Source organism: Ignavibacteria bacterium (genome assembly GCA_016873775.1).
GTDB lineage: Bacteria > Bacteroidota > Ignavibacteria > UBA10030 > F1-140-MAGs086 > JAGXRH01.
The window spans coordinates 1-12,621 of record VGWC01000066.1 but is presented as its reverse complement, the minus strand read 5'-3'; the positions used below and the strand labels follow the sequence as shown (position 1 = coordinate 12,621).

The 12,621-nt window shown below is 38.6% G+C and carries 14 protein-coding genes; 3 read left to right on the top strand and 11 right to left on the bottom strand.

What is annotated here, in order from left to right:
* From FJ218_08890 to FJ218_08870, 5 genes are all read right to left on the bottom strand, one after another.
* Positions 1 to 839: hypothetical protein (locus FJ218_08890; GenBank protein MBM4167014.1), on the bottom strand; the 839-nt coding region annotated here is incomplete at its 3' end.
* A gap of 495 nt (positions 840 to 1,334) precedes the next feature.
* Positions 1,335 to 1,898: a cytochrome C554 gene (locus tag FJ218_08885; protein ID MBM4167013.1), complete on the bottom strand. Its 564-nt coding sequence runs from the start codon at positions 1,896 to 1,898 to the stop codon at positions 1,335 to 1,337.
* Positions 1,899 to 2,023: 125 nt separating this feature from the next.
* The gene (locus tag FJ218_08880; protein ID MBM4167012.1) at positions 2,024 to 2,548 is read right to left on the bottom strand and encodes a universal stress protein; all 525 of its coding nucleotides are present in this window, start codon (positions 2,546 to 2,548) and stop codon (positions 2,024 to 2,026) included.
* A gap of 152 nt (positions 2,549 to 2,700) precedes the next feature.
* On the bottom strand, positions 2,701 to 3,102 hold the full coding sequence (locus FJ218_08875) for a hypothetical protein (GenBank protein ID MBM4167011.1): 402 nt from the start codon (positions 3,100 to 3,102) through the stop codon (positions 2,701 to 2,703).
* Between the two features lie 14 nt (positions 3,103 to 3,116).
* The gene (locus FJ218_08870) at positions 3,117 to 3,602 is read right to left on the bottom strand and encodes a hypothetical protein (GenBank protein ID MBM4167010.1); all 486 of its coding nucleotides are present in this window, start codon (positions 3,600 to 3,602) and stop codon (positions 3,117 to 3,119) included.
* Between the two features lie 220 nt (positions 3,603 to 3,822).
* On the opposite strand from FJ218_08870, the gene FJ218_08865 reads away from it, so the two are divergent.
* Both FJ218_08865 and FJ218_08860 read left to right on the top strand, forming a co-directional pair.
* On the top strand, positions 3,823 to 4,383 hold the full coding sequence (locus tag FJ218_08865; GenBank protein ID MBM4167009.1) for a YceI family protein: 561 nt from the start codon (positions 3,823 to 3,825) through the stop codon (positions 4,381 to 4,383).
* Between the two features lie 51 nt (positions 4,384 to 4,434).
* Positions 4,435 to 4,887 (top strand): MarR family transcriptional regulator, encoded by a 453-nt coding sequence (locus tag FJ218_08860; GenBank protein ID MBM4167008.1) that lies wholly within the window; start codon positions 4,435 to 4,437, stop codon positions 4,885 to 4,887.
* 12 nt (positions 4,888 to 4,899) lie between these two features.
* Here the strand turns inward: FJ218_08860 and FJ218_08855 are convergent, their stop codons facing one another.
* The 5 genes from FJ218_08855 to FJ218_08835 all read right to left on the bottom strand — a co-directional run bounded on the left by FJ218_08855 (position 4,900) and on the right by FJ218_08835 (position 10,878).
* On the bottom strand, positions 4,900 to 5,052 hold the full coding sequence (locus FJ218_08855) for a glycosyltransferase (protein ID MBM4167007.1): 153 nt from the start codon (positions 5,050 to 5,052) through the stop codon (positions 4,900 to 4,902).
* 787 nt (positions 5,053 to 5,839) lie between these two features.
* Complete coding sequence (locus tag FJ218_08850; protein ID MBM4167006.1) at positions 5,840 to 6,616, bottom strand: class I SAM-dependent methyltransferase; 777 nt, start codon at positions 6,614 to 6,616, stop codon at positions 5,840 to 5,842.
* Positions 6,617 to 6,625: 9 nt separating this feature from the next.
* Positions 6,626 to 9,124 carry a hypothetical protein gene (locus tag FJ218_08845; protein MBM4167005.1) on the bottom strand — a complete coding sequence of 833 codons (2,499 nt, stop codon included), beginning with the start codon at positions 9,122 to 9,124 and terminating at the stop codon, positions 6,626 to 6,628.
* Positions 9,125 to 9,235: 111 nt separating this feature from the next.
* A complete protein-coding gene (locus FJ218_08840) occupies positions 9,236 to 9,454 on the bottom strand; it encodes a YgiT-type zinc finger protein (protein MBM4167004.1) in 219 nt (72 codons plus the stop codon).
* Positions 9,455 to 9,552: 98 nt separating this feature from the next.
* Positions 9,553 to 10,878 (bottom strand): aminotransferase class V-fold PLP-dependent enzyme, encoded by a 1,326-nt coding sequence (locus FJ218_08835; GenBank protein ID MBM4167003.1) that lies wholly within the window; start codon positions 10,876 to 10,878, stop codon positions 9,553 to 9,555.
* A gap of 71 nt (positions 10,879 to 10,949) precedes the next feature.
* Between FJ218_08835 and FJ218_08830 the strand changes: the two genes are divergently transcribed.
* Positions 10,950 to 11,039 carry a DUF2283 domain-containing protein gene (locus FJ218_08830; protein ID MBM4167002.1) on the top strand — a complete coding sequence of 30 codons (90 nt, stop codon included), beginning with the start codon at positions 10,950 to 10,952 and terminating at the stop codon, positions 11,037 to 11,039.
* A 162-nt stretch (positions 11,040 to 11,201) separates the two neighbouring features.
* Here FJ218_08830 and ettA read toward each other — a convergent pair.
* The coding region (gene ettA, locus FJ218_08825; GenBank protein ID MBM4167001.1) for an energy-dependent translational throttle protein EttA at positions 11,202 to 12,621 on the bottom strand (1,420 nt) is incomplete at its 5' end.

Genomic DNA, 12,621 nt, shown 5'->3' with positions numbered 1-12,621 from the left:
AAGAAATAAAAGTCCCTCATCTTCATTGAAAGCATATACTCAAATCGCGTTACCGAACACCATCCTGTCCATCCACACGCGCTGCAATAAAACATATGTTTATCCTTCTCTGCAACATATTGCACAAATGCAGAAGGGTGTTTATCTGGATGTTCCGGTCGTATGCAATGACACGGATGTTTTCCTTCTATGTCAATTATCTTTACTTGCTCTCCAGAAGAAAGTGTTACGATTTGTTCAGGAGAAAAATCAAAGATATTTCGTGAACTAATTGCAGAACGTTCTTCGTCAGAAATTTCTTCTAATTCATTAACAGCAATAAACTTTCCATCGAAGTATTCCCAATACTCTGCATCTGTCGGACTTGCAAAAATAAATCGTGCTAAATCTTTTACGCTCGTATCCATCTCCGGGAAAATGCCAAGCAACTTCTGATACGCTGCTTTATATTTTTCTGCACTTGTCGTCTCTGTATCAAAGAACAACAGTATATGAAATCTATCACATGCTGGTGAATCTCCTTTTACTTTCTGATGCGATTTACTCGTGATGATGACGTGATTCAATCGTTCATTTCTTAAACGAACTCTCGCCTCTTCAACCGTTATTCCTTCATCAATATCAACAACAATACCCGATGCTGATTCAAAGTTATTGCTGAGCCGTTTGCGATTGAATATATCATCTTTCGATTGCTCGTCAATTTTCCATGTTATTAAACTGTAATTGTATTCTGTAATTTTACCTTTGAGTTCAGAAAGGTCAACTGATTCGCACATAAAATGCGTTGCCTGCTGGGCATTAAGTGTATTGCTACCCAACGATAGTTTGATTTTCATTAGGAAAACCTCCGTAATAAATTGTGAATTTCATTTTCACTTATACAAATGAAAACGAATAAAATTTGTTTGTCTAAATTTTACTTGTTGTCAGAAGTTGTCAGTTGTCTTTTTTTGCGAGAGTTGTCGGGGGAGTGTAGTGTAAAACTCTTAACGAGTTCCACGTAGAGACACCTCCGGCTATTTACCGAAGGTGTCTTTCTTTGTCTTATTTTTCTTGTTGTCGGAGGTTGTCGAGAGGAAGACAGTTGTTATCTGTCTCTACTTAGAATATAAACTTTATTTTGTTGAAGTACAAGTGCTTTTGTAAAAATATTTGCCATTGCTGTGCGATAGTGTCTCCTTTTTACTTTAATTTCATTGTAAAAATGCGATATAAAGTTGTAATTTTCCTTTTGTTTCTGTCCCCGCTACATTCATAAAAGAAGAGAAGATATCTTCTTTTGCCAGAAAATTATTTCAAAAAAAACGTGCTAAGTACTTAGCACGTTTTTTTTATTTCTTTTCTTCTGCCTTGGGAACAGGATGCTTTATTTTTTCCCACATTTCAGCGAACTTAAATTCTTTCTTCGTGGGGCTTTTTTCGTTATGACAAGTTTTGCAATATTTCTCGATTGCAGCATTGTCTTTATATTCCGTCATTCCCGCTGCAACTGCTTTTGCATTGTCTTTCATTACAGAAAGATTTTTATAAGCAGAACCTGCGCCGTGACACGCTTCGCATTGAACGCCATCTTTCACATCAAATGTTTTATCAATGAGTTTGGCATCCACACCGTTTGCTGCAGTATGACATGATAAACATTCTGGTACTTCTACCGCTGGTTTATCAAATCCTTTTTCCTTAGCAATTTTATTGGCTTCATCTGTGGTAAGTACTTTATACGCTTCTGCGTGCTTGCTCTTTTGCCAGATATCAAGTTGTTTTCCTTGCTTATCTGTTTTGTGACACATTCCGCATTGCTTTACTCCCACAAATTTATTTTCTACTTTCTTTTCTTCCGCGCGGAAATTGCCTGTAAAAGCAACAAAAAGAATGCTGAAAATAACTGTGTTCATCAAGAGTTTTTTCATAATTATTTTTTTTCCTTAATTAAGGTTACTATGAATTGTGAATTATGTTTTTACCATTTCCCTTGAGAGGAAAATAATAAACTCGAATTCGTTGTGAAACGAAAAAATGTCTACCAATTTTCATTTTCCATAAATGGTTCTTGCGTTTCCGAAGGTTTTACTGTTAGCACAGGAACAACGGAATGGCGAATGACTTTTTCGACTACGCTTCCCATTAATATATGCGAAAGACCTGTTCGTCCGTGTGTTGCGACAATGATTAAATCTATCGAATGCTCATTTGCGTACATTACAATTTCTTTGTGCGAATTTCCGCGACGCACTATTTCAGTAACGTTACACGTACTTGCGATGCGTTCTTTTCGCATCCGCATTAACTCTTTCTCTGCGTTGATTTCAAAATTCCGTAAAACAGTTTCCGATTTTAAATCTACGGTGCGATATGCGAGCGTAGGGTCGCTATCTATCACGTGTAACAAAATAATTTCAGCATCAAACATTTCTGCAAACGTTTCAGCGTAAGGCAATGCAACGAATGAAAGTTCAGAAAAATCAGTCGGCACTAATATTTTTTTGATTTGTTTTTTCACTTTATGCTCAAAGAAGTATTTTGCTTTTTGGATAAGTGCAAACAACGTGCCGAAAAACTTTCTTGCATTCTTTTATTTCACATAAAAATCTTAAAAAAAACAGTTGAAAACCTTACTCCACTTTCCAAAAAAAGTTACAAGATTTCAATTCTGAAAAGTAAATCAGAGATTTTTTTCATGTTTGATTGTTCTACAAATTATTGTTGCTCTTTCTGTTTGTTTCGCAATTCCATTCCTTTGACAACAACAAACGCAAGCAGTGCGAAAATGAAAAAGACAAGCAACATCCACGCAATACTTTGCATCGTTTCAATAATCGTACGATAAATTTCAAGAATCCAACGTTCTTGAATGAGTTGCACCACTTCTCTTTTTTCATTTTGAGGCGTAATATATTTTTCCAAATCCCAAACGCGAACCCCGCCCGAAACGCCAACAACGTAAATTGCAAACTTGATGTATTTGCTCCAAGCAGAAAAAATCTCCTCAGAAATTAATCGTTGTAAAATCGCATCTATCGGTTTCTTAAATATCCGAACAATGAGAAAACTTATTGCAAAGGCAAGGAGAAAATTTACAGCAAGAAGAGTGATAAACATAAGCGTGAACAATTTTAAAAGGTTACTAATTTCGATTCGAAGTTCTGCACTTTTATTTTTTTTCCTTTGTGTTCAAACGTAAATCCTTCCAACGATAATTTTTCCGTCTGCAACATTATTCCACCGGGAAGTTTTTCAAACAAACTCCCACCATCTTTTACCACGCGCCAATACGGTGTTACGTTCTTCTTTCCTTGTTGTAAATCTTCGTTCGCACATTCAGAAATTATGCGAACAAAAATTCCCGTTGTAAGCGGACACGTTACAACTTCGAGACCATTATGTGTTTTCGAATAATCGTTTGCTATTTTTTTTCGCAATAACTGCACGGTTACCAACTTACCTTTTCGCACTTTTCGAATGAGCGCATCCACATCGAGAGGTTTTGCAATTATCATCTTTCCGGAGCCGTATTGCTTTTGCCATTTGACCGGAACATCCACAATTTTCGCCTCCGTAATTTTTTCTAATTTTACTCGCCAGGGGATTGGGAATTTCATACAGAAGAAGTCTTGTAAAACGATGGAACAAAAATTACGGTAAAAGATAGGAGAGAATTTAGGTTCCACAAAAAAATTTCTTTTATATGTTGCAACATTTAATGTTTTAACATATATTTTGCCGCAATAATTTTTTAAAACTCATAACGTTAACAACCTATAATAAAATTCTCTTATGAAATCACTCTTTGTATTCTTCTCATTACTCATCGCACCAACAATGCTTTTTTCGGCAGCCCCAATCGTTTGGAAACTCGATAAAACACACAGTAGTGTTCGTTTTTCTGTAAGCCACTTGGTCATATCCGAAGTGGAAGGCAATTTCGGAAAATTCGATGCGCGCATTTCATCTCCTTCGGACGATTTTGTCAACAGCGAAATCGAGTTCTCGATTGATGTGAACAGCATCAATACCAACAACGAAAAACGAGATGAACATTTGAAATCCGATGATTTTTTTGGCGCACAAAAATTTCCTGAAATTACATTCAAAAGTACTTCAATGAAAAAAGTCGGCGACAAAAAATTCAACCTCTCAGGAGATTTAACGCTTCACGGCATTACGAAATCCATTGAACTGGATGTTCGATTCGGCGGCATTGTTACTGCGTGGGGAGGCGAACACGCGGGGTTTAAAATTACGGGAAACATCAATCGTTTTGATTTTGGTTTGTCCGCAAACAACAAACTGGATACGGGAGGTTTGGTTGTCGGCGATATAGTGAACTTTACCGCCAACATTGAAATCGTAAAAGAGAAACCCGAAAGCGAAAAAAAATAATCTATAAATATCGGAGTTCGTTTTTTCAGCGAACTCTGTTTCATTTTTTATATGAAATTAGAAGACGAAATCCTGCAAACAAAACCATTTGCCAGCGAACGCGAAAAACTTGCCGTGAACCTCATTTTTACGACAACGTGGCTCGCATCGTTTCAACGCGACTTTTTAAAAGAGTATAGTATTTCGGAACAACAATACAACATCCTTCGCATCCTTCGAGGGCAACATCCGAAAGCCGCAACGATAAATTTTCTGAAAGAACGCATGCTCGATAAAATGTCCGATGCGTCGCGCTTAGTTGATAGACTTCTGAAAAAAGAATTTGTTGTGCGTTGCACGTGTCATCACGACAGACGCGCCGTTAATGTTGGTATTTCCAAGAAAGGATTGGCGTTGTTAAAACAAATTGACAAAAAGCGAATTGCGCTTGAAAAATTTCTTTCGAATCTTTCTGACAAAGAAACTCTGCTTTTGAATGTATTACTGGATAAACTGCGAGGATGAAGTGTAACATTTTCATTTTACATTTTTTGCTTTCTGAATGGTATTGTCAATAGATTTATTGTCAACCACTATTATTTCATCAACTTGCTGAGCGTTTTTAACTGTGTTAATTACTTTGCTGATTGTTCGTTCTTCATTAAGAACAGGGATAATAACGGATATCATAATGAACGTTTATTAAAATGCAGACGATATTACAGTGAACGTTGACTCCCTTTGTTCAACGTTAATAAAGGAAGTACGGCAATTTCAAAAGTTGCTGGTCTCCAACTAGAAATTTCGGTATTTTTTTTTTACCATTTCATTTTAAGTAAAATTTATGAGCGAGATCGCAATTCCTAATACGCCGAGAAGAATAATTATCAGCACCACAGGAAATGATTCTTGGTTTTGTTGCTCGTTTTGAGATATGTTGAATTGATTTTTAGACATATAATTCTCCAAATAGAATGAATAAAGAGAAATCAACTTAATGATTCATCGGAACAATGAGTAAAAAAGTTATTTCTGTGAATTCCAGATGTGTTTAAAAAGAGAATTAGGAAAGAGGGGGAGCGCGGGGGGTGAAATGTGAAGGAGTTGTTCGTGAAGAATAATGTACCTGATAATTGTTCTGTAAATATTCAACATAACATAAAACAATCTGTTGAGCGTTAGTTGAAACTTCTTGTGGAGTGAAATCGAACCGTAGATTTTGAGTAACGTGTTTAATTTCCACGGAGTAATAACGTTTTTCAAAAGGATGATAGGGTTTTTTTGAAGTTAACGTATACGGCTTTTCTCCGCTAAAGAGAAGATTTTTCATTGCTTCCCAATAACCTGCATACATTAGAATGACATAACAGGATACAATGATTATCTTTAAAAAGTTTTGTATAAGCCGTTTCATTTTTCACGCACAAAATATATTTTTTCCCCGTCACGAACAAGCAGTATAGAATATTATTTTACATTATGTCCTGTTCCTTTCCAGCGAACAAACGAACAATTGTTTTGGCGATGATGAAATGAAGGGAGATTCGTCGTAGTTGCCGTACTTTTCTTCAATGGTAAATCCGTTGAACTGGAGAAACGCATCAAGTTCCAAAGGAAAATAAATTCTCATTTGCACATCGTCAATACATTCTTCCTCTTCTCCTTCAAACGTATAATGCCAGTAAATGTGATTAATTTGCGTTGCGGCATCATAGTTGTTCGAAACGGATACTTTGACGATTCCTTTTTTTTCTGGATGTGGATATTCAACAACATTTTCAATCCGTCTGTTTGCAATTGCAAGCGCCAATACGTCGGGATTGATATAATCAATAATTACTTTTCCTCCTTGCGCAAGATGTTTTTGAATACACGAACAACACGCTGCGAAACGGTTATTATCCCGCAAGTGCGCAATAAAATTAAACGAAAGAAGAATTGTTTGAAATTTTTTTCCAAGCGAAAAATTACAGCAATCTCCTTGCATCAATTCAACAGAAAGTTTTTTCTCTTTTGCTTTTTGCTTCGCGCGTTTCAACATCGCATGAGAAACTTCAATTCCTGTTACTGAAAATTTTTTTTCTGCAAGGGGAAAGAGAATCCTCCCTGTTCCACATCCTAATTCTAAAACGGGCGTTCCGGATTTTTCTACCTGACGAACAAGGAACGGTATATCTTCTACCAAATTACGATATCGCTGGTCATAATGTTGAGGATGATAATACAGGAGTTCTTCGTCGTTGGTGTTGAGCATACGCGCACATTATTTGAGAAGAAGAAGTTTCTTTGTTACAGAAAAAAAATCCGAATTCATCGTAAGAACATACACGCCGCCAGAAACATTATCCGCAACCCATCGAACTGAATATTTTCCTGGAGGCAACTGTTCATTGACCAATGTAGCAATTTCTCTTCCGAGTATATCAACAATTCGCAAACGAATAAATTCTTTTTTGAAGACATGAAATTCCACCTTCGTGCTTGCATTGAACGGATTGGGAAAATTTTGTTCCAAAGAAAATCCGTTCGGGACATTCAACAAATTTTCGCGAACGTCGGAGTGAACGGTATCCAAAAAATACTGTACAATGCGCTGTAATATTTGCTTTCTTGTAAGCGCATTACCAATCGCTTCAAATCCGAAGCCGAAAAACATTACTTTGCTTTTTACATTTCCGATACTATCGGCGCGAATTCCCGCAACTCCTAACGATGCGTCGTTTCCATATCCAAGAACAGCGCGCACACGAATATTACTCGTATCGAGATTATCGCGCGATGTTTGATTATTTGCGCCGGACCCTACGGTGGGAAATTGCATCGTTCCGAAAATTTCGTGAGGAAATATACTTTTGCAGATGGTTGAAGAATTGTTTCCCATAAATGATGTTGGTAGTACATTCGTAAAAAACACCGATGAGTCATTACTCTCAATGATATTTTGTCCCGTAAAAAAAAGATTACCGCCAAGAGATAAATATGTTTGCAATTCGACAAGTTCTTCTTCGAGAAATGATGTGTTACTGTTTCCAGTAAAATGCACGACGATATTTTTCCGAAACAATTTTCCCTGTGCAAACGGCGCAGGTCCACGCTGATAAACGTTCCATCGGTATGAAGACAATCCTACATCGCGAAATGCCGTTATATAATAGGAAAAATAATTGGTGCTATCTGCGCCAACGAGAAACACATCCGCCTTGCTTACGTACGCATTGCGTATCATTCCTGTGGAATCAAGAACAAGTGGTTGCAACGTTGTATCGAGATACGGCAATTGATGCGGATGAACATCAATTTTTTGGTATTCAACAATCGGCGGATGCGTGATATATAAACTATCAAACCAAAATGTTCCGTTTTCATCCGTTGTTCTTGAAATTGAATAACTTCCCAGCGATGTTTTCAAAAAAAGTCGCACATCGGAAACAAGTGAAATATTATCGTTGGAATCCCGTACGCTTCCCGTAATGTAACTTGTCGGAATTTTTTTCAACAGCAAATCTTGATGTACGATTGAATCAGGAAAAAATGTTACGCTGGTGTTGAACAAATAAAATGGATATGCTTCTGCGTGAACGGAGGTGGTAAATGTTGAGTCTATATCATACAATGAAAATTCAAACGCACCGTCTGTTTCTTCAAGTTGAATTGTATCTTGTGTGGAAAGAATCGTAATAAAACCGTTCTTCACAGCATCTCCTGTCTTGTAATCTTTCACCAATCCGCGAATGCAAGAAGATGGCGGTTCCAAACGATAGACGCCGCTGGTAGTATTTATCATTGAACACCATATTTTTGCAGAATCCATCGGATGAACTTTGATACAAGTAATATTACTTAACGGTTCAATTCCATTCTGTAATGCATTCCATGTTATTCCTCCATTGAAAGTTTTATACACTGAAGCATTGTTTTCATGGAAAGTACCAGCGTACGCAATATCGGGATTATCATTGCGAACCGCTAATGAACCTACAGAAGTATGTCCGCTTGGAATAATGGGAGTTTGAAACCAATGTATTCCTCCGTTTGTTGTTTTCCAAACACCAGAAAAAACCGGTTCGGTTGCAGCAGCAAAAACAATGAGCGGATTAACGGAACTAATCACAATACTTGGAACCGAAGAAGAAGTTGTCAATAAAATATTTATCCACGTTGTTCCAAAATCGGTACTTTGGGAAATTGTTCCGTTTTCAGTACCCGCATAAAGGACATTCACGCTATCAGGACGAATCGCCAATGATGTTATTGTTGTTCCAGCGTCGCCAATTTCATTCCAATGGATTCCTCTGTCGAAACTCTTGAATACTTTTCCGTCTAATACATTTCCCGCATACATTGTATCGGGATGAAACGGGTCGAAAACTATGCTTTCTCCTTCGATACCAAAATTAGTAATCACGGCAATCCATTCCGTTCCTTCTTCGGTGCTTCGAAATAATCCTCCGGTTGCTGAAGCACAAAATATCGTTGCAGTATCTCGCGGATGAATTACAATTTGCCGTACATTTGACACCGGAAAATTTCCGGCAATGTTCCACGTATTTCCACCATTGCGCGTAATAAGAAATTTTCCAGAATCGCCTTCAACGTATGCTGTTGATGAATTGTTGGGATGAAGTGCAAGTGTTGTTCCGCTCCCACGCACTTTGATATTCCAGCGAACAGGTTGTGATGCGGTAGTTGTTGGGGAAAAAACGTATGCGAAGAAAAAGAGGAACGGTAATAAACGAAGGAGAGGTGTTTTTGTCGTCAACACAAAAAAAGAAGTATAGAAATGAAACTTATCCGGAAATCATATACCGTTTCAGCGTTATTACGAGATAGACATTGAACAACCACGTAGAAATTTATTGCTGTTGAAAGCGTATCATCTTTTTTTTCTCCCCTTTACAATAAAGTATTTATTCATAAATGCTTTTTGAATGAGTTCGGCGGAATCCTTCGTGAAATATCGTTCGCCGCAATACTCACATTGATTGCACGGTACATCTTCTACAATGAGAGAATAGACTTTATGTTCAAAAACGTACTGTGTGTGCGATTCACGAAAACCCGTTCCACCGCAAAAGGGACAAGTTGCATCCATAGAATTCTTTCGTTAAACTCTCGATATTAAATTTTGGGGAGAAGATAAGGAATTTTCGTTTTTAGAAAAGTGACTCGCTAAATTTTTTTATGAACACATTAATTTTTCGGCAAACCATTTTTAGCAATAGTTTCCATCACGTCACAAAATCTATCGAGTTCTTTCAGCGTAGTGTACACATTCGGCGTGATTCGAATTCCTTTAAATTCTTCGTGGTTAATTGTTGTTGTGTAAATTTTGTGCGTTCCTATTAAATAACTATACAATGCAGCAATATCTACATCAACAATTTCTACGGTTGCTATTCCACACGATTGATTTGCGTCGAACGAAGTATGAAAACGAACATTCGATAAATCCTTCAAACGATTCATCCAATAGCGCGAGAGGTAACGCAAACGCTCCTCTTTTCGTTTTGCGCCAATGCCGTTGTGAAATAATAATGCTTCACCGATTGCAAGTTTCGGCGCGGCAGAGTGTGTTCCGATTTCTTCAAACTTGCGAATATCTTTTGCTTGTGTTTTCTCCGTTGCAAAAAGTCCCCAGATTTTTTCAATCTTTTCTTTCTTCACGTAGAGAAGTCCCGTTCCTTTCGGCGCATAGAGCCATTTATGCAAACTCGTTCCGAAATAATCGCAGTTCAAATCTTTCTGTTTAAAATCAAAATGCGCAAACGAATGTGCTCCGTCAACAATGACTTCTATGCCTTTGGACTTCGCATAATCGCAGATTTTTTTTACCGGAAGAATTTGTCCAGTAATATTGATTACGTGCGAAATCAAAATTACTTTTGTTTTTGGTGTAATGCCGTCAATAAATTTTTGCTCAATGTCGTCAAGGTTTTCCGGTGCAATCGGAACTTTAATCAGTTTCAAAGAAATATTTTCTCTCAACTCTCTTTGTCGAAGCGTTGTCAACATTCGCGGATAATCTTGCGTTGTTGAGAGAATTTCATCGCCGCTTTTCAAATCCATTCCCATCAATAAAATTTCGAGCGATTCCGATGCGTTGCGCGTAATGGCAAGTTCTTCTCGGTCGCATCCGAACACATCTGCAAGTCCTGTACGAATTGTTTCGCACTGTGGTTCGAGAATTTGCCACATTGTGTACGCAGTGCAATCTTCCTGTTCCCAAATGTAGCGTATCAATGCTTCAGTAACAATTTTGGGCGAAGGAGAAACGCCGCCGTTGTTTAAGTTCGTAATTCCGCGTGTAACTGAAAACGCTTGTTGAATTTCGAACCAGAAATCTTCATTCATCGCAGTTTGTTCAGGAGAAAGATGTTCAACGGATTTTGTTGCCGCGTACAGTTGTTCGAGAAGTGAAGACACAGAAGCAACAGAAAACGCGGCAAGTCCAATTCCTTTTCCAGCATTGGAAAGAAATTGACGGCGTGAGAGTTCGGTTTCTAGCGAAGTTAGCATAGATGGAATTTTTTAACGGCGAAAAGATAGGAATTTCATTTTAATTTCCAAACCGCGACGACGACTCTGTAATGACGGAAGATGAAATTATTTTCCGTTACGAAAAGAAAGAAATTATTGGCGTAACAATATTAAATGCAAGCCAAAGACTAAGGAATTGACGAAACATTAAAATGGAAATTAACTTTCACCAGAAGCACATATATGACTTGCAGAGATTACGAATTATCTTACATCATTAACAGATGAACAGTGGTTTCACTTGAATGATTGAAGAGCAAAACAACCGTCTATAAAAAAATTAGTTAGAGAGCTGCTACCTTCTACCCCCTCCCCAACTTCTTATACTTAATCCGATGCGGTTGGTCGGCGGAAATGCCAAGCCGCTTTTTTCTGTTCTCTTCGTACTCGGAATAATTTCCATCGAACCACACAACATTGCTTTCGCCTTCAAACGCGAGAATGTGCGTGGCAATTCTATCCAGAAACCATCTATCGTGCGAAATAACAACGGCGCAACCGGCAAAATTCGTCAACGCTTCTTCTAACGCGCGTAACGTGTTCACATCCAAATCGTTCGTCGGTTCGTCGAGAAGAAGAACGTTCGCGCTTTCCTTCAACATTTTTGCAAGATGAACTCTGTTGCGCTCACCGCCGGAAAGTTGGCTCGTGAGTTTTTGCTGGTCGCTTCCGCTGAAATTAAATCGCGCAACGTACGCTCGTGAATTCACCTCACGATTTCCCAACTTCAACACATCTTCGCCGCCGGAAATTTCTTGCCAGATATTTTTATTCGCATCGAGTGGACGGCTTTGGTCAACGTACGCAAGTTTCACCGTTTCGCCGATGGTGATTGCTCCGCTATCAGGTTTTTCTTTTCCCGTAATCATTCGGAAGAGCGTAGTTTTTCCCGCGCCGTTTGCACCGATGATGCCGATAATTCCGCCAGCGGGAAGTGAGAAACTCAAATTCTCGTACAATAAATTATCGCCGTACGCTTTGGAAATATTGTTTGCTTCAATCACAAGTTCGCCAAGTCGTGGTCCCGGCGGAATATAAATTTCCATTTCCTCATCGCGCTTTTCCTGTCGAAGACTCGACTCGTTGAGTTGTTCGGAAAGCATTTTTTCGTACGCCGCAATTCTCGCTTTGCTTTTTGCGTGTCGTCCTTTCGGATTCATTCGCACCCATTCTAATTCTTTTGCAAGCACACGCTGTCGTTTCGATTCTTGTTTTTCTTCCACAGCCAATCGCGCAGATTTTTGTTCGAGCCACGAAGAATAATTTCCTTGAAACGGAATTCCTTCGCCTCTGTCCAATTCCAAAATCCATCCCGCAACGTTATCGAGAAAATATCTATCGTGTGTAACGGCGAGCACCGTGCCTTTGTATTGCGCCAAATGCATTTCGAGCCACGCAACCGATTCCGCATCGAGATGATTTGTTGGCTCGTCTAACAAAAGAACATCGGGTTCTTGCAGCATCAATCTGCACAACGCAACACGTCTTCGCTCGCCGCCGGAAAGCACAGAAACTTTTGTATCTCCATCGGGACAACGCAACGCATCCATCGCTTGTTCGAGTTTGCTGTCAATATCCCACGCGTTCAAATGTTCGATTTGCTCTTGCAGTTTTCCTTGCTTCTCCAGGAGTTTATCGAAATCGGCATCGGGGTCAGAAAACTTTTCGGAAATTTCGTTGTACTCTTTCAGAAGTTTTACAATCGGCGCAACGCCTTCTTCG